Genomic DNA, 23,086 nt, shown 5'->3' with positions numbered 1-23,086 from the left:
AAGTCAATGGTCACAAACTTCTCCGTCGCGATCTGAGCGAACGCGGCGGGTCAAGCGAACCTCGGTATGGCGAGCGTGCTCGCCGCTCAGGTCCAGCCACCTTACCGCCTCGGCGTCGCGCACAAACGCGGCGCTCATTATTCTTCGCGCCGGGGACCTCGCCTGGCGACTCCACGATTTCGCGACGAAGCGCCATGAACAGTGCGGGCTGATCGGACTCGGTGACTGCCGTGACTGTCGCGATACTTCGGCGCGAACTCCCGTGCCCGCGGGAAGCGGATACCGGCACACCATACCTAAGACGAAATGTGGCCCTAGAGACCTGACGTAGGGAGAAGCAATTTCGTGTAAAAGGCTGCCGAAGGCGGGCTATCGGGTTCGCAGTCAGTGATTCAAGACTTGTGGCGGAGTCGCGGCGACCGGCGCCCGCTCAACGATGATGAGTTGAGGATTGACCCAGGTCGCTTGTATCGGCAGGGCATCCTGCAATGCTTGGACGAAGCTGCGTATGTCGTGAATGTTGAAGACCCCGCTCACCGGCGTACCTTTCAGGCCGGGATCGATGACGCGGATCTCCTCGGGTCTGTATCGGGCGATTTCGGCGAGCACCTGTTCGAGCGGCTGCGTCTGAAAAATAAGTTTGCCTTCACGCCATGCGCCGATCATGGATCGATTGAACGAACCGATAGACGAAAGGCGCCCATCGGGGTCGTACCAGATTTGCTCGTCATGATGGAGCACGGCCGGCTTGGCGGCGCGAAGCGATTCAGGCGACGCGACCACGCGGACTTCGACTGTTCCTTCCAATACCGAAACCAGAACCTTTTCTGCCGACTTGTTCACGATAAATTGCGTGCCGATATCCTCCACAGCGCCGTTGGCGACCTGGACGCGAAAGGGCCGCGTCTCGTCGTGGCGTACCGCAAACCACGCTTCTCCATGGTTGAGCACGACCAACCGTTCACTGTCCGAGAACTGTGCCACGATTTCGGACGCTGTATTCAGGAAAACCGATGAGCCGTCGGCAAGGTTCACCTGCCGCTGTTCGCCTTTCGCGGTTTGGTAGCGGACCGTCTTCGGCGTCAACACAAGCCACCAGGTTGCGGCCAGGATGAAGCACGCTGCGAGCGCGCCGGCGGTCGGAAGCCACCGTCCCGGCTGCGGCCGGTGATGCACCCGTCGCGTGGTCGGATCTGATTGATAGCCGGCCTCGACCCGGTTGAGTTCCGTCTCGAACAAGGGTTTGGCGGCATCCAGCGTACGCCACATGATGGAGAGTTGCTCGAATTCGTGCCGGTGCGCCGGGTTTTCAGCTAACCAGGCAACAAATGCGTCCTGCTCGCATCGTGTGGCGTTTCCTGAACGGAGGCGCACCATCCATCGGATGGCTTGCTGCCGTGCTGGCGGGGCCGTCGGGTCGTCGTGATCATGCACCATGTCGGTTCGCCGCTCGGCGTTACTATGCGCGATGCTTGAACTCGGCGCAACAGGCAGCCGATTCAACGAAGCTTCTGTTGGTTAGGACGAATCAGAGTAGGAAGAACCTGACCTTGAGTTCGTAGCGATAATTAGGGGCATGGCACGGGACGGACCGGGTGCGCCATCCAGAATGGGGCCGGCAGCCTAAGGGTTTTCTTCCAATCGCTGCCGGCAATGGGTCATTGCTTTGATGATGTGCTTTTCGACCATGCTTTTTGAGATGCCCAGATGGGCGGCAATCTGCGCATGGGAGCGCTCCTTGAATTTATAGAGGAGAAAGACCTGCCGGCACTTGGGCGGCAGGTCCAGAATAGCGCGATAGAGGATGCGCACTTGTTGCCGGGCCGCGACGGTTCTTTCCTGATCGGCCGGCATCGTTAAGAGACCCTGGATCTCTTCAGAATCCAAGGTCTCTTCGGCTTGCTGCCGGCGTTTTCGGAACAGATCGATCGAGAGATTAAACGCGGTCCTATAAAGGAAGGCCCGTGGCTGAAGGATGGGCTGAGGTGATTCTCGGGTCAGAATTCGCAGAAAGGTTTCCTGTGCTACGTCCATAGCGTGGTCGCGGGAGCGCAGCTTCGCCGTGAGATACGTGACGAGCTCATCATAGTACTCGTGGAAAACCGAGAATCGTTCTGCAGCAGTAAATTCAGCCATATGGCAGGAGCCTGGGTAGACCTCTCGATTGCATGGTCGAGTAGGCAGCCAAGGCGTGATCCTAGCCAACCGATGGAAGGAAGGGAATGTTTACTTTCCAGGTGTCGAGAATTTGTGTGGGATGGATGAGACCGATCCGCCGGCCATAAGAGGGTCACCCCACTATGGTCGAGCAGGTGCGTTGGGGGGCGGAGTGGAGCACACCACCCCGGCTCCCGCAGCGCTGCCCGGCGCCATCAGAAGGAAGGGACCGGGCAATGAAGCCTTTACTATGAAGACGTGTAGGACCTGACCATCCACACCTGCGCCGGACTTTGGATGAGACTTCATGGACGAGGCAGCTGCTCACTTCAATAGGCTGTATTCGCCGGGAAAGGTGGTGCGCGGCTGGTTCATAGCACAATTCTCTCATACTCTGTGGTGATCAAGTGTTGTGCCTTCAAGTCCCAGTCGATCATAAAAATTACAGACTGTTCCGAGGACATCGACAACAGTCGGCGGCCGTCCCGCACGACGACACTCTCCGCCTTCGTGAAATCGAGTGTTCGATCACGCCCCGTCCGGTTGCACACGAGAAGCGGCAAGCCGGTGTCGCGCGTACATCGCTCCCACTCCCCGTTCGGGCCATGGAGCCCCGGCGCCCAGGCGGCTGATGAAACCAAAAGTTGGGCTCCCTGTGCGTGAAGACGCTTCGCGATGTCCGGGGAAAACGCATCGGCGCAAATAAGAATTCCGACACGATCGAATGGGGCAACTGGAAAGGGGGCGACCCGTTCTCCGGGATTCGACCAGGACTCCGACCCGACTCGCAGCGTATTGATCTTGCGATGACAGCCTATGAAAGACCCATCGGGGGCGATGACACAGACGGAATTATGAAGGTGGTGCGTGTGCGGATCGCGCTCAGGGACGGACATGAAGACGGTGACGTTCAGACGAGCGATCAGATCGGCGATGTCTTTCATCCATGGATCGGGTTGGGGCAAGATCCAATCCGTGCCGATCGCGTCGGCGAAGGTATAGCCGGTAATACTCAGCTCGGGTGTCAGAATCCATGCGGCGCGCTGTTCCGCTGCGGTAACGAGGGCCTGTTCAAGCAGGCAGCGGTTGTAGGCGAGATCGGCGGGCCGGGGGGCGAGATGAAGTAATGCAATGCGCAAGGTGTGAGATCCGGCTTGGGCTTGTGTTAAGGGGGCGACAATGGCGCTCGCGACCCCCCACATACTGGCCTGGAGAAATTGACGCCTGTTCAATTTCATGATTTCCCTCGCGGGCGCCCGCAACATACCACCCAGGAACGGTCATTTCCAGGCATCTCTTGGTTCCACCATGCTGATTTGCTCAAGCTTGCCTGCTCACGCGAGCTCATTGCGACCACTACTTCGTTCTTGACACGACGGATTCTTCTCCTCTAGTGTGCGCGACACATAACCACTCTGGTCTAAGGGAAGAGGGTGTAAATCCCTCACGGTCCCGCCGCTGTAACTGGGGACAACGCCGAGTACGAGTGTCACTGTTCGCATACGTGAATGGGAAGACATCGGCGTTGGATGAACCAGGAGTCAGAAGACCTGGCCGGAGGTGTAGACTCCTGATCTCCCGTGGGGTGGAGAGAAGGGGGAGGATGGAGGCGGGAGCAATCCTCGGGATCTGGTCGGCAATCGACCCCGGGGATTTTTTTTGCCTGCTCCGTCTCTCAGATATGTCGGTCCGTTTAGTGAGCCGGCGCTCCTCCTGGGCAGGCCCGCCAGTACGGTCTTTGTCTTGGCTAGGCTGTCTGTCGCGCGGCGTCCCGTATCCGTTTGTAGTTTCCGCAGCCTGATCCGCATATCCATATACCTCACGAGCAGAGTCCTATACATGCGCGAGGCCTTCGCGTGGCGTCCGTGCCGCGTCGTGAGCATTGCCGCCGTTTCGGTTGCGAGGGAGTCGCGCGGTTCAACGTGACGAACGGAGTGGATCCGTACCCGGTCCACTCCGTTGCTGTGTGTGGGTACGCAACATACACCGAGAGGGATTTCACAAGGAACAGAAGCGAGCCGTCAGCGCCGGGGAAGATGGTGGAAAGCCATCACGGTGCCGCCACTGTAAGCGGGGAGAGCGTCCGCACGAATGCCACTGCGTGCTTCGGCACGTGGGAAGGCGTGGACGATTGATGATCCGCGAGTCAGGAGACCCGACTGACGGATGTGTCTGATCCCCCTTCGAGCGAAAGGGAGCTGACAATGGGAAGGGTGCGCAATGTAATACCCGGTCACTATTGGTGTGCCGGGCTCATCGGCGTTCTGGCATGGATGGCGTTCTGTTGGGGCGTGGGAACGGTGATTGCTCAAGACAAGCCCCCTGCGGAAGGGCAGCAGAAAGAAAGTTGGCCTGATGCAGAGCGCCAACAAGCGGCTTCTCCAGAGACTTCCGCCACGTCTCCTTCCGAGGACGAAGCGGTCGAAAACGCGAAACTCGAACAAACCGATGAGGTGGTCGTGAGCGCGACCAAGACCAGACAGCCGGTGAGCCATGTCACGAGCGCAGTGGAAGTGATGACGGGACAGGAGATGCAACGGCGCAATCTCAAGACCGTGGCGGAAGCCTTGCGGCTGGCGACAGGCATGGCCGTGTTTTCCAGCGGAGGACAGGGCACGACCACCAACGTTCGTATTCGCGGTTCGAATGCCGAGCAGGTCATGGTCATGATTGATGGGGCGATCGTCAACAGCGCGACCGACGGAGCCTACGATTTCGCCTTCCTCACGACAGACAACATTGAGCGCGTAGAAATCCTGCGCGGAAACCAAAGTATGTTGTATGGGTCGGACGCGATGGGCGGCGTGATTAGTATCACGACGAAGCGTGGGCGCGGACCCCTCTCGGTCGGAGGCTTCCTGGAATACGGTTCCTATAATTCGCTTCGCGAAGGCGGAACGATCAGCGGTCAGAAAGGAGCCTTTGACTGGTCGGCTACCTTGAGCCGCTGGGATATCTCAAGTGTCTCAGCCATCAACTATCGCCGCGGGGCGACGGAAATGGACGGCTTGCGCAACTGGCAGGGGTCCGGCCGATTTGGCTGGAATCTACCGACCAACGGACGGCTGGAATTCGATATTAGATGGCTGAACAGTTTTACGAAGTTTGATGGATTCAATGGAACGAATCCGGCCGACGTGTTGGGAGCCGGAACTCGCAGCAACCAGTTTGTCTATTCAGGGAATTATTTTCAGCCGATTACAACGTGGTGGTCGACGAAAGTCACGGCAGCCAGGGCAACGGACAATTTAACTACGCAGGACGGGGCGTTCTTTCGAGACCTCGTTACGGGGCAGACCGGCGTCCCTTTTCAGTTTGCCTCGGATATTCGCACGTATAGCAATCGAATCGAATGGCAACACAACTTTCAGATCATCAAGCCGTTGTCCGTGACCGCGGGGTATCAGTACCGGGAGATGATCGGCGACAATGTCGGCTCGTTTTCCGATCGGCGCGTGGCGTCCAATGCCGGCTTTGCCGAAGCACAGCTGAATCTCTGGGACAGGCTCTTCGGAACGGCCGGGATTCGTCAGGACGAATACAATGTATTCGGCAGCGCGACCACCTATCGAGTGACCGCCGGCTATCTCCACAGGGAAACCGGAACAAAAATCCGGGCGAGTTACGCCACCGGGTTTCATGCCCCGACGATCAATCAGCTGTTTTTCCCCGGATTCGGCAATCCCAATCTCCGTCCTGAAAAAAGCCAGGGCGGCGATGTGGGGATCGACCAAACCCTCTTTGATAAACGCGTGACCGTCAGCGCCAATTATTTTTGGACCCGCTATCGGGATCAAATTCTGACGACATTTGATCCGGTCGCCTGTGCGGGCATCCCGGGCTCTTTCGGATTCTGTCCGCTCAATTTCGGAAGCACCACAGCGAAAGGGGTGGAGGTCAGCATCAAGGCCAATGTCCTGCGGGATCTGCGCTGGGCGAGAAGCCTTGATGTGCAAGGTCAGTATACCCATACGGCTACTCGAGATATGACCACTCCTCCGCATAACCGGTTGCCGCGATGGCCGCTTCAGCAATACTCGGCGATCATCAGCTATCAGCCAATCGATCCGTTTCGCATAAATCTGGAATTCCGCTACGTCGGCCAGCGATTCAATGACGCGGCGGCGACGCAGTCGCCGCCGGGTTTCGATGTGTGGAATTTATCAGCGACGTACGACATCAACAAGCAGGTGCAGGGTTATCTACGCGTCGATAACCTCTTCGATCGACGGTACGAAGAAATTCTGTATTTCGGAACGCCGGGCCGCTCTATCTTTGGCGGAGTCCGAGTCAACTTCAGTGTGTTGTAAACCGGGAGGGCCGTGGCTGAGGAATCCACGAGTTATATGGCGAGAGGACCGGACTTGCAAGGGCAGGCGTGGCTGGCCTCGGTTGCTCTCCATGCGGCAGCGGTCACATTAGTCCTCGTTGCACCGTTCCATTTGGCTGTCGACGCGACGGCGCCGTTTCGATGGGACGTGAGGCTTGTAGAACAGGATATCTCGGCTCCCCAGACCATCGAGGCAGGCGAGGGGGATAATGGATTGCCGCAACCGGTCGAAACAGCTCGACCGGTGCAACGTCGGACGCAGCTCCGGAAAATTGTCACTCAAGAGGAATTGCCGGTCCAGGGGGTCGTCACGCAATCAATAAATCGGCAAGTGATCACACCGGAGTCCTCGGCTGTGGCGACCGAATCCGTACACAGCGAGCCGGTGGCCAAAGATGCTATCCAACATACGGCTGTCGAGAGATCGAACGAGCGCCAACAGTACGAGGTGAAGCGATCCGAAATTCGTGATGGGCGCATGACCGGCCAACAACCCAGTCTGTTGGGAGCCGGCTCCGTTGAGACAACCGCGGTCGTCACACCCGGTAGCGTTCAGCGTCAGGCCGCTCTGATAAGGCCGGCCGCCGTCCAGGGGGCGTCAGCCGAAACTCGACCATCCCCAATCGCGAAACCGATGGGTTCACAGGGCGGAGAAGCAACTTCTCTTAGGAAGTTGGAAATACTTGAGAAACCTTCAGCGGAAACAGCAGAGATGGGAGGCTCTGGACAGGCCTCGCACGCGACAACGTCCTCGGAAGCAAGAACGGCAACAGTTGGGCCGATGGCCAGTGCTTCGGTATTCGGGTCTGGTAAGGGAGCCGGTCCGGATTACGGATGGCTGAAACGGTTGCTGTGGGAACGCATCAATCGCGTGAAAAACTATTCGGACGATGCTGTGGAATACGAGTGGGAGGGTCGAGTCGTTATGGTGGTGACCATCCGGTCGGATGGCCGAATTGATGACGTGAGTGTTGCGGAAAGTTCGGGAAACGGCTCTCTCGACCGTGAAGCGGCGGTGCTGATCAAGCGTGCTTCGCCGCTTGAACTGGACCGCGCGCTGGGAGCCACAAGGGTCAGATTCCGGGTTCCAATTTCCTTCGGACTCGAATAGGTGCTGAAGGGTGCAAATCCGATGTGCTAGAGCCGATTCACCAACAGGGACTCATAAGCTGGATTGTTGACATTCTCCATGTGCTCATGGAAGCCTCGCGCCGCCCATCGGACACTGCCGGCTATGATGCCGCTCCACTACACGTTCTACACCTTTCCCTCAGCCACCAGATATTCCTGCCCAATATCGATTGGTGGACGATTTCCCGCCGGGATCGTCGTGTCTGCAGCAATCCGCGCATCGGTGTAGGCGTAAGTCGCGATGACCTTCCAGCCGGGCAGCAGTTGGGCGGTCAGATCGAACTTAACCCCTTGGCTTCGTTGTGCCCCGTCTGAAGCCGCGCGATCAATTCAGACTGATGAGCTTGAAACAGGCGTTCAAGATCGAGCGGTGAGGAGTGATTCATGGGACCGTCCGTGAAACGTCGCTCGTTCGCGTCGTGGACCTCGTGAAGCGTGGAAAGTAGATGCTTGTCATCCCCGAGATACGAGACGAACGACGAACGACGGATAGACCGACATACCAGAGGGCAACGGCCACCGGAGTAGCGAGCGCTGCCCAGGACAAGATATCCCAGAGGACATTGCCCAGGAGAGCGCAGACAAACCGATGCCGCTGAGAACCCCGATGAGAATCGGCATCCTCCAAATCTGGCGAACGGTCAGGCGAGCGTGCATCGCGTGCTGTCTTCACGGGTCTCGTTCGCGGTGCGCTAGGGAACGAACGACCCGGCCGGCTTCTTTCGGACGTGGTCCGCGCGTCCCGATTTACCCCGTCTCAAGCCATTGCGTCAGGACCGGGTGTGCGAAGCCTTTGTTGTTCAACGTATAGTGCAGGCCTTCGAACAGGGTTCGAAAGGGCCCGCTCCATAGAGACTGTCGGAAATGACGAGCGCCCGGCCGTCCTGTGATGCATCCTGAATCATCCGTCTCTGTGCCTGCGGAGGCATGCACGGAGGTGCCGCAGACGAGACCAAACGCGGCGAGCCTTAGCAGTGACTTAAGCAATGCACGACCTGTTCGTTTGGTGATCCCTGCCATGTTGGCTCCCTGAGATCCCACTTAACAGGATGGCGTGTGGGGGGGGAATGTTTTTTTCCAGATGAATAAACATTTTCCCTGAAGGAGACTACCGGGAGAGCAGTGCTTTGCGGTCCAGGAACATTCCTTTTTCCCGGCTGTGCGCTATGCTTGGCCGGGGCGGTGCGGTGACGGATTTCACTCTATGGGAGGTTTACGCATGAAGAGGCGATGGTTGTTTGGGCCGGTGGCAGCGTTACTGTTGCTGCACACGGGATGCGCATCAACGACGACAATTCAAACCAAGGGAACCCCAAAAGCCGATGCACCGATTCCGCCGCATGTGACGTATGCGATCTTTCCGGCCATGGAGGTAGAGAAAGACCCTGCTTGTGCCGATTATGCCCGGTTCGTTGCCGCGAAGATGAACGAGCGGGGCTATAAAGAAACAGAAGCCAGGGTCGCGCAGCTTGCCATCTATCTTGGCTACGGCGTGACTGAATCTTCCCCCGGCTCGCTCGGCGCTCGGCCGCCCAGGCCAGCCCCGTCCGGAACTTCCACCGACAGTTCCGGATATGGTAGTGCAGGTGGTTACGGGGGCAGCATGTCCTCGTCGGACCCGTCGTCGGCGCGGCGCGTCACCAGCCAAGTGGTGATCGTCGTCGGCGACTTGCCGAAGTCGCGTGAGGCGGGGCATTTGGTCGAGCTATGGCGGGGAGAAACGACCCACACCGGCTACACCAATGAACTGCCGAAGCTGGCGCCCCTGTTGGTGGAGGCGACCTTTCGGCATTTCGGCGAATCGACACCGACGCCGGCTCAGCATACCTTCAACGAGGAAGAGATCAAGAAACTTCGGAATGTCCAATGAGATTAGACAATCGCCTACGCTAGGGCGGCCGCTCCGGCGGGCCGTGTGTGCACACATGACACTCCCTTTTCCATCCACGTTTCCACGGAAAGGAAAGCGGTTCGTGAAGGAAACCATGGACCTGTTCCGGTCGCGTCTGACGGGCTCGCATTTCAAGTGGAGCATACAGCGCGAACGCATAGTCCTTGCGTTTCTGTCTCATGACCACGTTTCAATCCGTGGCCTGTACGCGTTGTTGAATCGGAACGGGCATCGGACACCCGTGGGAACGATTTATCAAACCATGCGAGTGTTAGTGAAAGTGGGATTTGCGCGGCCACGGTACTTCGGGGACAGAGCCCAATATGACAATATCGTGGTGACCGGCGAACAGGATCAGTTGATCTGTACCAGATGCGGACATATCGTCGAATTTGAGAGTCCGGTCATTGTGAACCTGGAACAGCACATTGCTGCGGCACACGGCTTCCATCTCACTGCCCGGAAGCTCGAGGTGTACGGAGTCTGTCCGGGTTGCCGAGACCCCAGAACAGCCCAGTTCTCCTAAGGAGCAGCAAGGCCGCAGCTAGCTTCCTTCATCATCGGTTGGGACCACAGCTCAGCGTCTGGTTAGAACTACAGCTCCACCGTGGCCAGCACGGTTGGGGCGCAGGTCTCAACTCTTCTATGCCACGGCTCACCATCGCGTACTCGTGCTGTTCAATCGACAGGGCTTTTTGAAACTTACCCTCAATGGGCAGAGACAGGGCTTAACCATGCGGGCCTCATCCTCTCGAAATGGCGACGGTTCCGGAACTGCTAAGACTCTTGCTACAGTGGCCGCAGGTCCACGCGTTCGTTTGCGCCGGCGCCCCGCGATCAAGGTCGAGCATGCTTTGGTTGCTGTCGGGCTTCGCTGATCTTTACCAACAAGGCCGCCAACGAAATGAAGATCTAGGGAAGCCTTGTTCCTGTGCCAGCGGGCGCACGGGACGGCTTCGGCCAGACAGGCATCGAGATTGCCGTCCCAGACATTCCGAGGAACGGGAGAAAGACCGCGACTGGGGTTAGGGCCATATTGATGGTGAGGGATAGGCCGGCTTGATCGTCCCATATAGATAGGAGGGAACGCGTCTACAGGCTCCGTATGAAACAGCGCACCGTCACCGCATCAGCCGACAGAGATCTTCGCTGCGACTGCGGCCGAATGGTCGCTCGTATCGAGAAGCGAGGCATTGTCATCAAATGCAATCGATGCGGTGAGCTTGTGGTGATCGATCCCCTTGCCCTTCGGCAATTGCTCCAGGCATACGACCAGATGCTGTGACTCCCAGCGTTCGGGCGAGTTCCGCATGCGTCTTGCCTTCCAATCAATTGAACAGCAGGGCCCCGCCGGCATTTAGCGGATAATTCTTCGGTGGCTGTCTCCAACGAACCATCCGTTGCTTTGCATCAATCACTTCTTCAGCTGATGGAGCCATTCTTGCCGCTTCCTCCGGTGGAGGATCCGAGCAGAAGACGATCCCGCGCGTCCTGGCTTTCCGCAGGTAGTCTATCGCCAGGTTGGCGGCGGCCACTCTAAAAAAGGAAGGCCCGTGGATTCTGAAGGGACATCGATAGCGTGATGCGTGCCAGATGCACAAACGTGTCTTGAGTACAATCGGCCGCAAGATGGCGACACCCGAGTTTGCGAGTAAAGAAGCGGAGCAGATGGCCATGCTGATGCTCAAAAGCAGTGAGCCAGGGCATGGTCTGATTGTTTGGCATTGACAGATTCACTCCAGTCGATAACCGATAGGAATTTGCACGATGACTTCCGGCTGTCCAAGGGGGTGGTTGAGCCTGACAGGAGACACTCGTTCGAGGAGCGCAACGGCATCTTGATCCAGCATCGAATGCCCTGAGCTCTGCACGATTAGGATGTTTTCGACCCGGCCGTCCTCGGTGATGACTGCTTGCAACACAACATTTCCCTGCCAACGATTATTCCTTGCAAGATAGGGATAGCGCTTCATCTGTTGCACCTTGTCGAACAGGATATCCGCAAGCCAGCCGTAGTCCGGGCGGAGAGGCTTTGAAACAACTGGATCTCGGAACTGAGGAGTTGGCCGAAAAGCTAATCGCTCAGGTTCCCGTATCGCCGGATCTGATACGGGCGCAATCTGTTCTGATTCCCGCATTTCCGGTGGAGGCAATTCATCGGGCGTTCCATCTGAAACGGGAAGGCTGGCGAGGTCAGCCGGAACTGTGTCGGCATTCTGCTCGGAAGAATTACTTGCGGGTACGGCAGGACGTTCTTCCGTCGCCGGCTCGGAGACAATGGGAGAGCTGTCCGAGCCTTGAAGCGCCGAGGCTTGATTGATGGGGTCGGCCAATGTCGTGTTTTCCGTTCCGTCATTCAGGACCGGGATATTCGAATCGGCCGTAGGGGCCGCTTTGTCACTCTTGTGATAGGAATAAGGGGCCGGGCCGTAAACGGTCCGCTTCGAACTGTGGGAGTCGGCCGCGATGGAGGGAGAGATCGGGCTTGCGTGGGACACCAAAGGACTGTCCGATACGATCGGTTCGGGTCGAAGAGCCGCGACGAGCGAGACATCCCACTGGAACAGGTTTGGCCGGGGGAGTTGTGAAAACTCCGCCGCAACGACGATGGCGGTCCCGAAACTGATCGCGTGAATTAGTATCGAGAATGACCATCCGCAGACGTCCCCGCGGCGATGGCTGCCGATTTTCATCTCACGCCGGCAAGAGTCAGTTGTTGTTTGCGAAACGTGGTCGGCGAACAGCCAACCGCGCGTTTGAAGAAGTGACTAAACGCGAAGGAATCGCTGAATCCGAGTGCCTCGGCAATGTGCGTGACCGATCCGCCGTCTTTGGTGAGCATACGCGCGGCTGTCATAATGCGGAGGTGCTTGACGTACTGCGAGAAGCACATGCCCATGTGAAGCTGAAAGAATTCGGAACTGTATTTTTCCGAATACCCGAGAAAGCTCGCGAGTTCTTTGAGGGTGACGCGGTTTTTCAGATTGTCTTCGACAAAGCCTCGGATCCGTTCGGTCAACGGCTGTGTCATCTGAGCGGTGCGACCTGAGCCGACACAGTCCGTAGTTGTGGGCCTCAAGATTGTGAAACGAAACTGTTCCGATTTCTCGACGTCGTGGCGGAGGGATGGCCCGAGTTTTTTATTGCCGTCCATGCCGATACGGGAAATTCTTGATAGGGGCATCTCAACGGTTGCCAGGTGAGCCATGACCATCGTTCCTTCCTTGAGTTCAACAAAAAAGCCCACGATCAGAATTGATCGTGGGCTCTGGGAATGTACTTCCTCGGGCCTCTGCTTAATACGGCGGCGGATTACTGTCTAGTTGAGTATGGTTCTCAATATCATAGTAACGATATCTTTGTCAATCATTGAAATGATCAGCGGCATCAATATGACATGAAACCCTGCCACGGGAAATGGCGAGCGTCGATGGACGGAGCCGCTACTACTTATTGTCGAGCGCGCGGTCGAGATTGAAGGCGGCGCTAATCAAGGTCAGGTGGGTAAAAGCTTGCGGAAAGTTTCCAAGCGCTTCTCCGCTGTGGCCGGTTTCTTCGGCATAGAGTCCGAGATGATTCGCATACCCGAGCATGCGTTCGAACAACAGTTGCGCCTCGTAGACTTTCCGGCGATCGACCCGTCCCGCGCGGGTCAGAGCTTCGACCAGCCAGAATGTGCACATGTTGAACGTGCCCTCAGTCCCGTGGAGGCCATCCATCCCTTTCGCGGCATCGTAGCGATACACCAACCCATCGGACGCCAACCCACCCTCGGCCAGCGGCCGATTAATGGCCGCCAGAGTTTTCAGCATGCGCGGATCCGTGGGGGCCAGAAAAAAGACCAGGGGCATAATGAGGTTCGACGCATCCAGCGAGTCGCCGCCATAATATTGGACGAAAGCCTGTCGTTGGTCGTTCCAGCCTTTGGCCATGATCTCTTCGTAAATCTCATCGCGAACCGCCAACCAGCGGGAATGATTGGCAGGAAACGAACGCTTTCCGGCCAAACGCAGGCCGCGATCCATCGCGACCCAGGACATCAGCCGGGAATAGACGAAATGCCGCCTCCCGCCGCGCACTTCCCAAATTCCTTCGTCTGGTCGATTCCAATTGTCGCAGAGCCAGTCCAATAACCCGCGGACATGTTTCCACGTGTCGAACGAGATCGGGCTCCCATATTTATTGTAGAGATAAATGGAGTCCAAGAGCTCGCCGTAAATATCAAGCTGGAGATGGCGGTATGCCCCGTTGCCGATCCGGACCGGTCCTGAGCCCTTGTATCCCTCCAGATGGTCCAGAACGTGTTCGGTCAAATCCGTCCGTCCGTCGATGCCATAGACGATCTGAAGTGGGCCGTCCGCATCGCTCGGCTGATGCGACCGTTTGTCCAGCCAATCCATGAAGGCGGCTGCTTCTCGGGTGAAGCCGATGCGGAGCAACCCATAGAGGGTGAAGGCGGAGTCTCTGATCCAGGTGTAGCGATAATCCCAATTGCGTACGCCGCCGATTTCCTCCGGAAGGCTGCACGTCGGTGCGGCCACGATCGCTCCTGTGGGTTCGAAGGTCATCAGTTTCAATACGAGCGCGGAGCGGGCCACCATTTCCCGCCAGCGGCCGCTGTATTGGCAATGTGACAGCCAATCGCGCCAGAAGCGCACCGTCGATTCGAATAGGACCTGCGCCTGGTCGTCAGACACCACCGACCCGCAGTCTTGGCCGCCGGTAATTTCGCGCAGGACACAGACCGCGGTTTCTCCTTGTTGCAGCGTGAATTCGCATGATACGCCGCGGTCGTCTTTCTTGAGTGGCAAGGCGGTGGCCAGGCCAAGGTTGAGCCCAGGTGTGTAGAACCCAGCTCCGTGCCCGGTGATATGAGTCTCGTGCGGAGTTCTGGCATAGTTGAATGCGGGATGGCATTGGAGTCGGAACGTCAAGCGCCCGCGCACCACGCGGATCCGGCGAATCAATTGATGATGCCAGTCCGGGGTGGTGGCGGGTCCGGCCGGCATGAAGTCTTCAATTTCCCCGATGCCGTCCGGTGATAAAAAGCGCGTAATCAAGAGGTTTGTATCCGGCCAATAAAATTGTTTATTAGTGATCTGATCGTTCACCGGCGCAATACGAAAACGGCCTCCTCTGCGATCGTCGAGAATGGCCGCAAAGACGCTGGGCGAGTCGAAATGGGGGAAACAGAACCAATCGATGCTGCCGTCGCGCCCAACCAGCGCGGTCGTCCGCATATTGCCGATGATCCCGTAATGTTCGATGGGCTGGTACGCCATAGTGTATCGAGGGTCCCGTATTCCGACTGATATGGAGTACGTGAGTCTAGCGCGGCGGCTTGGCGGATTGATAGCCGGTTTCGGAACCCGACTGCTCTTCGTAATGCCAGGTGAGGCCTCCGTCGACGAAATACGTCGAACCGGTGACATAGTCGGCGTCGGAGGAAGCTAAAAAGGCGGCGACTCCCGCTACATCGTCTGTGTGCCCGAGACGGCCGAGCGGAATCTGTTCGATCAAGGCGGACATTTCCTTCGGGTTGTTCAACAATTCCCTATTGATCGGGGTCTGGATCGCACCGGGAGCGATGGCATTCACCGTGATGCCGAACGGGCCCAGTTCCACCGCCAAATTCCGCGTCAACATGCGGACCGCGCCCTTGCTCGCGCAATACGAGGCGAACGAAGGAAACGGAATCTCTTCGTGGACCGAGCTGATGTTGATGATCTTGCCCGGTCGTTTGGCGTCGATCCAGTATTTGACCGCCGCCTGGGAGACGAAAAAGAGACCTTTGACGTTCACGTCCATGACGGCGTCGTAGTCTTGTTCCGTGACCTGCCAAAAGGGAGCCTTTCGTTCAATTCCTGCGTTGTTCACGACGATATCGAGCTGTCCGAAATGATCCAGTGTTTCTTGGATCAGCCGTCGCGTATCCTCTAGGATAGTCACATCCGCTTGAATCGTGACGGCTCGGTGCGCCGATGGATCGATCTCATGCAACACTTCCAGCGCTTTGGCCGAGCTGTAGGGATAATTGATGGCGACACGCGCGCCCTCCTGAGCAAACCGCAGGGCGATACAGCGACCGATTCCCTGTCCGCTGCCGGTCACGATGGCGACTTTGCCTTCCAGTTTCATCGATCGCCGGGGCGGCTCTTGCCGGTTTGAGATTGAAGTGGAACCGTGATGTCAAATCTGCAGAGCAACGCCTCCTTGTCCCGTGCCTGATCCGTCGGATCAGGCGCGATGATGACGCGTCCTCGCTCACCTGCAGGAATACCGTTCAGGATACGGTCCGCATCCTGATGCGGGTCCCCAACGAAATACATTTGTGTGATGAACTCGTCCACAGACGGATGCGTGACCTTGAAATGAATATGGGACGGTCTCATGCGATCCCGCCCGATTGAGTAAGGACCAGGTTTAATGGTCTTAAATCGATAGCCGCCGTCGGTGCCGGTACGATCCGTGCCCCAATATTGAAAGGCCGGATCGAGCGGCCTTGGATTCTTGCTTTCATCCGGATGCCGATACCGTCCGTTCGCCGACGCCTGCCAAATCTCCACCACCGCCCCGGCGAGTGGGCGGCAATGGCTATCACGAATTTGACCGGTGACGTACACCGTCTGTCCGCTTGCCTGTCCTGGCTGCCCTGCGACCTCGGTGAGGTCATTGTCCCGGTCGAGCTGGCTCTCGCGTTGCAGTGCCGGCGGATAATAAGGGCCTTCCGTCTGTCTCGGTGTGGCGCCACACACTCCGGGCGCCGTTTCATCCGGTGCCCCCAGGCCGGCCATCGGCGCCATAATGATTCCGATGATTATCGCGCCGATGGCTTGAGCCCAATCGAGCGACGCGGGCGGCAGTCGAGGCCACTGCCGCCCCGTGCCGGCTGCGTGTCCCATCAGATTTAGTGTTTCTTCAGATGTGCTTGAAGGATTTCTGATTGTTGAATATCCGGATTATCCTTTCCGAGCTCTTTCGCCTTGTGGAAATGTTCGATCGCGGTTTTATGGTCACCGGACTTATCCAGCGCCAGCGCCAGATTATAATGGGCCTCGGCAGACGAAGGATCGCTCTTGACCGCCTCCATGAAATGCTTCTTGGCGACGTCCCAATGTTCCTGGTTGTAGTGCTCGATGCCTTCGTTATTGTGCATCTCGGCCTTGGAACCGGCCGCTGTCTTTAAGGCCGGCGCAGTCTTTTTCATGTTCATGTCCGCGGCGGATATGGAGACACCGAACATTCCGGTACAGAACAATGCGAGCACGAATGTCACCATAGATGTATGGGCTTGGCGCATGAACATCCTCCTTGTGGTTGGCAAATGGACCGGTTGCGACCCTGCCGAGCGATCATAACGAGATCCGCAGGTCAAAGCGAGTCGATTTGTCGGGATCAGGCGCTCGCCCTGCGGCGCATGCGTAAAGAATCTTGATCGGCTTCGATTCCGGCTTGCCCAAACAAGCGTCGATCGAGGCTTAATGGACCGGGACCATACGTAGCAAGGTAAAGCAGCCCGCCAGTCATGGCCAGATTCTTCATGAAGTGAATCATCTGGTTGGGGTCTCCGAAGTTGGTATGGAAAATCAGGGTCGTTGGGATCATAAACCCGATCAGCACCGCCGCCCCGATTCTGGTCCAATAACCCAGCCACAACGAAAGCCCGCCCCCGACTTCGATGATGACGGCGCCGAGATAGAAGAGCATGGTCGCCCAGGTCATTCCCATCGCCACCATATAGCCCTGTGTCCCAGTTGGGTCCGCTATTTTGTTGATGCCGGACAAGAGGAAGATTGAGCCCAGAAGGATGCGCCCGATGAGCGTCGAATAGGGATGGTCGTAAAGCGTCATAGTACACCTCCCGTGCCGGCGTCTATTGTGTTGATAATCGGAAGCGGTTGTTTTGGAGTTCGATCCGACTTTTTCTAGTCATAGACGTATAGCTGTAGCTGCTAAACTCGGTAACCCCCTAGTCAAGCGAACCAGGGGACGGCAAATCCGAACAGGCGAGGGCTTGGCGTAAGAGCCCGCATGAAGCCTGTACGTCCTCACGCGGGCTCCGATTGCTTGCATCACTGAGCCGAGGTTGGAACAGTGCTCTCTTCTATCATGAGAGCGGCGTCCGGCTCCGGCAACGAAGTCGTCGATTCGAGTGGACCGGCTCCGGTCCCAAGGTCTTCTCCGGCTTGCGTCCCGGGCTCAATGAAAGCTTGGGGATCAGTGAGCACCGGAGCGAGGACAGGAGGCGCGATGGCCGGAATGATCATGTGTTCACTGCCGATGCGGCGCAATTCCAAGTGAACCCGCCGGTTCATCCGGCGGCAGATGTCGCTGGTATCTCTGCACAAGGCGCCCTCCTCACCAAGGCTGACAGTGCGGATCGAGCCCTCGGGGACTCCTAGATCCACCAGTTGTCGCTTGACGGTTTCCGCCCGCTTAAGTCCCAAGACCTTGTTGTAGCTCGTGGAGCCCTGCTGGTCGGTGTAGCCTTGCAACAGGACGCCCCAATCCGGCTCGTTTTTCAGAAGCTCCGCATGCCGTAGCAAGGCCGCCTTGCCGTCATCCGTCAACCCCTTCCGCCCGATTTCGAAGAAGATATCGTCGTGGACGACATCCGAGGCTCGGCCAGCCAACGGAGCTGCTTCCACATGAATCGCGGGGGCCGGCGCGCTGATCGGCATTGGATCGGTTTGATTCTTGATAACTTGCGAGATGTGGGCGCCATTGAGGGCGTCTGCAGACCGATCATTTTGAATCTCATCCGACTGCGAGGAGTACCAGAATGCGGCGACGACGACGGCGAGGAACAAGACTAAGCCGCTGACGACATAAATCTCCTTGAAGTCTTTGTCTGGCCCCATAATCGTGGGAGCCGTTTGTCCTGAGCTGACAGATGCTGCCGGTACTTTCTGCATGGGTGTTTCTCCTTCTTGACTACGGCCGGGTGGAATCGGCCTGTGGTTCTTCGGTCGATGGTTCGCGTGAAGACCGTTTATGCCGCGGCTTTGGCCTGCCGGATGCTCACCTCCTTCCTTGCCAATCCGCTGCGTCGCTCGGTGCGTTGAGCAAGGCCGAGGCCAAGAAGGAACCCTCAGCAAAACATGACAAAACAAAAGAAGAACAAGGAGTTAGCTGATTTAATCCGATGCGAGGAATGAGAGAGGCCTGCGGGGACCCGCATGGCGTGCGGGGCTGGCCCCGCATGGAAGCGCATGGAGAGGGCTGCAGAGAACTTGCATCGGGTACGGGAATTTCGGAAGATTCCGCCCGGTAGGTTGCTAAAGGGCCGCTCCGAAGGCGCAGGAGCGCGGGCTTCCACGAGAGCAACAAATAATTTGACTATGTCGACAGCTCACTGCGACGTCTTTTTATTGGCTAAGCCGGGAATTGTTTTCCCAGTCGATTGACTCCGCCTTCTGCTCAAAGTGTCTCCGCACTAGGGCCTCAACCGATTTGAAATGCCGTTCCGGCAGGTTTTTGAACCGCCGTTTGCAGTCGAGCAGAGCTTCCTCCGCGGTGGCGAACCGTTGGATCGTTCCCATGAGGTGGCCATAGTAGTCCATGAGTTTCAGCTCGACCGTGCGCAATAGCGCGGGGTCCCCCGCCAAGGTTGACGCCGCTTTGCCTTGATCGCCGCCGGATTCCAGCAAGGCTTGAAAACAGAGGCCTTTGAGACGCTGAGTGACGGTGCTGCGGTCCCATCCCAAGGCCTTGGCGGTGGCTTGCATATCAAACGTGTGACGGCGGAGCAGATTCAACACCGCTGCATCCCCGGCCGGGTCCGGTAAGAGTGCCGGTTCCAACCCTGCGACTGGAATCGGAGACGCGTCGCGTTCAAGTCTGAGATCGTCGGCGGTGATAATGGCCCCGTCGCAGAGAGCCGCCGCCTGCTCCAGACAATGGCGAAGTTCCCGGATATTTCCTTTCCATTGGTGCTGTTTCAGGGTCGCCACCGCCTCTTCAGACAACTCCATCCTGCCTCTCTGTGTCTGTCTGGAGATTTCCTCCAAACAGGCTGTGGCCAGCAACGGGATGTCGTCCGGACGCTGTTCCAATGGAGGCAAGTGCAGCACCAGTCCCTTCAATCGGAAATACAGATCTTCTCGGAACCAACCTTCCGAGACGCCGCGCTGGAGATCCTTGTTCGTGGCGGCGACGATGCGCACGTCGACGGTCGTGGAATTCGTCGCCCCGACGCGGTAGAAAGTCCGGTCCTGCAGCACACGCAGCAGCTTGCTTTGATGGTCAAGTCGAAGATCGCCGATTTCGTCCAGGAAGATGGTTCCCTGATGGGCCAGCTCAAAGTACCCCTTCCGATCCGCGAGGGCTCCGGTAAAACTCCCCCGAACATGGCCGAATAGTTCGCTTTCGAAGAGTTCCGGCGAGATGGCCGCCATGTTGACGGCGATGAAGGGCTTGTTCGCTCTTGGACTCAAGCGATGCACCGCCCGCGCAAAGAGCTCTTTGCCGGTGCCCGGCTCCCCGGTGATCAACACGGTGACACCGGACCGCGCCCCCTTTTTGAGATCCCGAAACATCTTCAGGATGCGGGGGTGACCGCTTACAATTCCGAGGTCCTCGCATTCCTGCCGCAACTGGTCCAGCTCCACATCGCCGAGGGGTAGCGGGCTGATGGCTGCGGTTCGTACGGTGCTCAATTCCCGTTCCAATTCTTCCACCCGCCGGCGGGCGACATCCTCCTGTTGCTGCGCTTCCGCCATGTGAAGCCGTAGTTCGTGTGTCGTATTGAGTAACTCCTTGTGTCGGTCGGCCGACGAGGCGGCGACAAGACGTGCCGAGTCCAAATCTTCTTCAAGTGCATCCACGGCATTTTCACGGCACACGAGCGCCTCTCGGACGGACACCAGTTCTTGCTGAATGCGAAGCATGTTGTCTTCCATCAAGGAGATCCTTCGAGCCGAAACAATCTGTTCAAGGAAGATCCCGCTGAGGATCACGAAGGCCGCGGCGGTCAGGGGAATGGTCAAGGGCAAGACCAGTTGGACGGTAATAAGCGCCATGACGACCGTCGTGACATAGATGACAATGCCGCCGACTGCGACCGCGGCCCGCTTCAGCCCCGGTCCATTGAAAACGGTCCATGCCAGCACGAGGGAGAACAGGACCGCGATGAGAAACTGCGGGAAGGCGGGCACTTCATGGATCCAACGTCCTGTCAGGATCGTATCCAAGGCGTGAATGTGCATTAACTCGGCCGACATCGCAAAACCGAACGGTGAGGAGTAGGCGGGAAGGCTCGGCGGACGGGTCAGAAGGATGATGACATTGTCCTTGACGCGCTTCTCCAATTTCTCATCGCGTGTATCCTCAAGTTGCTGCCGGAGTTCAGCAAAGGTGATGAGCTGGAAGGCTTGAATTGAACCCCGCCCCGCGAAGTTAACCAGGAGACGACCCGTACGGTCCGTCGGGATATAACGGGTCTGGTCTCCATGCGGCTCCAGACTCCGGAACTTCGCGGCAAGTTCCACTGCGAAGGCTGGAATCCTCCTGGGCCCCGCTTCAACGAACAGTGGAATTCGCCGTACGATCCGATCAGGATCTTCCGTCGCAATCATGTGTGCCGGAGGCGATTCGCCGGTATCTTGTGAAAAGAACGTAGGCGGATGTTGGATGTCGAGAAAGGAATACTCGGGTTCCGGATAGACGACCGAACCGGCGGAGCGGACCGCTTCGAGCAACAACGCATCGCTGGCGGCGCCGCCTTGAGAGGGCGGACTCGGCCGATTGAGGGGTATATCGATGCCGATTGCCCGGGCGCCGGCCTCTTGCAGCGCCGACACCGCTCGTGCGATGACGGCGCGATCCCAAAGCCCGCTGCCGAACACTTGCTCGCTCTCCGCATCTCGTACCACGACGAGCAAGCGCGGGCTCGCTTCAAGGGGTCGCCGGTTCTTGAGCCAGGCGTCGTACCAGCCGCGCTCGAGGGTGCTGAATGCAGAGGGGGCGAACCACCATACCGACCACGCGATCGAAACCGCCGCGAGACTGATGACGGCGGCTTGGACCCATCGATACGTAAAGAAGAGGCGACCAGCCAGCGCCATGGTTGGAACGTGTTTCAGGATTGGGAAGCAACCGCCGTAATATCGTCGAGCAGAGCCTTTGCTTCGTCTTTGGGCAGCCCCTTCAGAAACCCTTTGGCTTTGGCCATATCCGGTTCGACGCCGAGCCCCAGTCCATAAATCCTCGCCAGCGCGACACGGGAAGTCCGCGCGCCGTCCGCGGCGGTTGATTCAAGGAATGTCAGAATCCATTGTCCATGCTTGGGAAGCTGTCCGTCCAGACCTTCCTCATAGAGTCGAACGAGTTCCGCGTGAGACCGTTCATTCAACGCATAGGCTTCGCGGAGCAAGACAGGCAGCGCTTCGCCCGTACGCCCGTGCTTGAGCAGCGTCACGCCGACGGTATCGTCGGCGTGCTCGCGCTCCAGATCGGGAAAATCGAGCCATAGTTGATTACAGAATTCCTGAAACGATTCAGCCGCGGCCTTTGCCTGTTTCGTCGGCGTGGTTTGTCGCACTGTGGCGAGGCGGCGGAGCTGCGCCAATGCCTGCGCCGCCTCCGGCAAGCCCTGCTCGAACGCGCGCGACCACCAGGTGATAGCCATGACTTGGCTCTTTTCCACGCCGTATCCCGACCTATATGCGTTGCCGAGGAAGAGTTGCGCCTTGGCGATGCCGCTCAGCGCGGCCGTTTCGAATTCCTGAACCGCTACCTTGTCCTGCCCCGCCATTTTAAGGACCAGCCCGAGACGATAATGGGCTTCGGCGAAATCCGGTTTCAACCGAAGCGCTTCTCGATAGGACTTTGCCGCCGCCAGCGGACTTCCGCGGGTATAGTGAATCGTCCCCATGCTAAAGTGAGGCTGCACCAGACCCGGATCCAAACGCGCCGCCTCCTGCAACTCGCCCAAGGCGGTTTTCCATTCCTGCTTGGCCATGAGCGCAATCCCCAAGCCCAGATGACCCAAGGCCGCATCCGGATGAAAACGTAACAGCGTGCGATATTCATCAATCGCCGCTTCAGAATCACCCATCTGGTAGAGGAGGTTCGCCAACTTCAAGCGCGGTTCCTGCCCGTCGGGGTCCACATGGAGCGCGTTCCGCAAGCGAGCGAGCTCATCGAGACTGTTCGGCGGGGAAGCCGGTTCCTGAGCGGCAGCAGGTTCGAGTGTCTCGGCCGGCGCAGAGGCGTTGTCGGGCGACGCCTCTGAGCCCGGCATTGGCTCGGGTTTCGAAGAGGCCTCTTGCCCCGGTGTTGTCGCCGCTCCGGACAGAGACTCAGGCCCCGGCGCCGCCTCTGCCCCGTCAGACGGCGCTGGTCCCGGCACGGGGGCCGGTTCCGCAGACTGTTGAATTTCCGGCACCGGCTGCAGTTCCGGCGATGGCCGGGATTCACCCTGCAAGCGTTCTTCGGTAATTCCATCATCGTGAGGGATTAAAGGCAGTGCCTCCTCAGCGGACGCCATAGTCAAAGTCAATAGAGAGAGCAGAAGGACGATACAGGCTGATATTGGGCCTACCGGTTTCGACATGAACGACTCAATCCCTCCTGAA

General features: G+C 58.0%; 19 protein-coding genes and 2 riboswitches. Of the genes, 5 read left to right on the top strand and 14 right to left on the bottom strand.

The annotated features are described in order from the left end of the window. Positions 1-384: 384 nt before the first annotated feature. The 3 genes from ACWGXE_RS17840 to ACWGXE_RS17830 all read right to left on the bottom strand — a co-directional run bounded on the left by ACWGXE_RS17840 (position 385) and on the right by ACWGXE_RS17830 (position 3,395). On the bottom strand, positions 385-1,437 hold the full coding sequence (locus ACWGXE_RS17840; protein ID WP_447599360.1) for a FecR family protein: 1,053 nt from the start codon (positions 1,435-1,437) through the stop codon (positions 385-387). A 186-nt stretch (positions 1,438-1,623) separates the two neighbouring features. After that, complete coding sequence (locus tag ACWGXE_RS17835; protein WP_447599359.1) at positions 1,624-2,136, bottom strand: sigma-70 family RNA polymerase sigma factor; 513 nt, start codon at positions 2,134-2,136, stop codon at positions 1,624-1,626. A gap of 392 nt (positions 2,137-2,528) precedes the next feature. Next, complete coding sequence (locus tag ACWGXE_RS17830; RefSeq protein ID WP_447599357.1) at positions 2,529-3,395, bottom strand: carbon-nitrogen hydrolase family protein; 867 nt, start codon at positions 3,393-3,395, stop codon at positions 2,529-2,531. A 161-nt stretch (positions 3,396-3,556) separates the two neighbouring features. Further along, positions 3,557-3,730: riboswitch (cobalamin riboswitch) on the top strand. A gap of 432 nt (positions 3,731-4,162) precedes the next feature. After that, a riboswitch (cobalamin riboswitch) is annotated at positions 4,163-4,335 on the top strand. Between the two features lie 26 nt (positions 4,336-4,361). Between ACWGXE_RS17830 and ACWGXE_RS17825 the strand changes: the two genes are divergently transcribed. From ACWGXE_RS17825 to ACWGXE_RS17810, 4 genes are all read left to right on the top strand, one after another. Next, entirely contained in the window at positions 4,362-6,467 is a 2,106-nt protein-coding gene (locus ACWGXE_RS17825; RefSeq protein WP_447599356.1) for a TonB-dependent receptor, read from the top strand. Positions 6,468-6,479: 12 nt separating this feature from the next. Beyond that, entirely contained in the window at positions 6,480-7,598 is a 1,119-nt protein-coding gene (locus tag ACWGXE_RS17820; protein ID WP_447599354.1) for an energy transducer TonB, read from the top strand. A 1,239-nt stretch (positions 7,599-8,837) separates the two neighbouring features. Continuing rightward, positions 8,838-9,488, top strand: coding sequence for a hypothetical protein (locus ACWGXE_RS17815; protein ID WP_447599353.1), 651 nt, complete (start codon positions 8,838-8,840; stop codon positions 9,486-9,488). Positions 9,489-9,591: 103 nt separating this feature from the next. Continuing rightward, on the top strand, positions 9,592-10,035 hold the full coding sequence (locus ACWGXE_RS17810; RefSeq protein WP_447599352.1) for a Fur family transcriptional regulator: 444 nt from the start codon (positions 9,592-9,594) through the stop codon (positions 10,033-10,035). Between the two features lie 603 nt (positions 10,036-10,638). Here ACWGXE_RS17810 and ACWGXE_RS17805 read toward each other — a convergent pair. From ACWGXE_RS17805 to ACWGXE_RS17765, 9 genes are all read right to left on the bottom strand, one after another. Beyond that, on the bottom strand, positions 10,639-10,821 hold the full coding sequence (locus ACWGXE_RS17805; RefSeq protein ID WP_447599351.1) for a hypothetical protein: 183 nt from the start codon (positions 10,819-10,821) through the stop codon (positions 10,639-10,641). A gap of 421 nt (positions 10,822-11,242) precedes the next feature. After that, positions 11,243-12,202 carry a TonB family protein gene (locus ACWGXE_RS17800; protein ID WP_447599350.1) on the bottom strand — a complete coding sequence of 320 codons (960 nt, stop codon included), beginning with the start codon at positions 12,200-12,202 and terminating at the stop codon, positions 11,243-11,245. Further along, positions 12,199-12,717: a helix-turn-helix transcriptional regulator gene (locus ACWGXE_RS17795; RefSeq protein WP_447599349.1), complete on the bottom strand. Its 519-nt coding sequence runs from the start codon at positions 12,715-12,717 to the stop codon at positions 12,199-12,201. The genes ACWGXE_RS17800 and ACWGXE_RS17795 overlap by 4 nt, the downstream gene beginning before the upstream one ends. Before the next feature lie 238 nt (positions 12,718-12,955). After that, a complete protein-coding gene (locus ACWGXE_RS17790) occupies positions 12,956-14,791 on the bottom strand; it encodes a glycoside hydrolase family 15 protein (RefSeq protein WP_447599348.1) in 1,836 nt (611 codons plus the stop codon). 46 nt (positions 14,792-14,837) lie between these two features. Then, positions 14,838-15,647, bottom strand: coding sequence for an SDR family NAD(P)-dependent oxidoreductase (locus ACWGXE_RS17785; RefSeq protein WP_447599347.1), 810 nt, complete (start codon positions 15,645-15,647; stop codon positions 14,838-14,840). Continuing rightward, complete coding sequence (locus ACWGXE_RS17780; RefSeq protein WP_447599346.1) at positions 15,644-16,411, bottom strand: dioxygenase family protein; 768 nt, start codon at positions 16,409-16,411, stop codon at positions 15,644-15,646. Before ACWGXE_RS17780 ends, ACWGXE_RS17785 begins: the two co-directional genes overlap by 4 nt. Before the next feature lie 5 nt (positions 16,412-16,416). Next, entirely contained in the window at positions 16,417-16,809 is a 393-nt protein-coding gene (locus tag ACWGXE_RS17775; protein WP_447599345.1) for a tetratricopeptide repeat protein, read from the bottom strand. Positions 16,810-16,904: 95 nt separating this feature from the next. Further along, positions 16,905-17,360 (bottom strand): DoxX family protein, encoded by a 456-nt coding sequence (locus ACWGXE_RS17770; protein WP_447599344.1) that lies wholly within the window; start codon positions 17,358-17,360, stop codon positions 16,905-16,907. A 221-nt stretch (positions 17,361-17,581) separates the two neighbouring features. Beyond that, complete coding sequence (locus tag ACWGXE_RS17765; protein WP_447599343.1) at positions 17,582-18,424, bottom strand: OmpA family protein; 843 nt, start codon at positions 18,422-18,424, stop codon at positions 17,582-17,584. Between ACWGXE_RS17765 and ACWGXE_RS17760 the strand changes: the two genes are divergently transcribed. After that, positions 18,403-18,645 carry a hypothetical protein gene (locus ACWGXE_RS17760; RefSeq protein WP_447599342.1) on the top strand — a complete coding sequence of 81 codons (243 nt, stop codon included), beginning with the start codon at positions 18,403-18,405 and terminating at the stop codon, positions 18,643-18,645. The genes ACWGXE_RS17765 and ACWGXE_RS17760 overlap by 22 nt on opposite strands. A 232-nt stretch (positions 18,646-18,877) precedes the next feature. On the opposite strand, the gene ACWGXE_RS17755 is transcribed toward ACWGXE_RS17760, so the two are convergent. Then, entirely contained in the window at positions 18,878-21,574 is a 2,697-nt protein-coding gene (locus ACWGXE_RS17755; RefSeq protein ID WP_447599341.1) for a sigma 54-interacting transcriptional regulator, read from the bottom strand. A gap of 14 nt (positions 21,575-21,588) precedes the next feature. Continuing rightward, positions 21,589-23,064: a tetratricopeptide repeat protein gene (locus ACWGXE_RS17750; protein WP_447599340.1), complete on the bottom strand. Its 1,476-nt coding sequence runs from the start codon at positions 23,062-23,064 to the stop codon at positions 21,589-21,591. Positions 23,065-23,086: the final 22 nt, after the last annotated feature.

This window comes from Nitrospira sp. Nam80 (assembly GCF_965152575.1).
The sequence above is the reverse complement of the archived record's forward strand: the minus strand, read 5'-3'. Positions and strand labels throughout refer to the sequence as shown.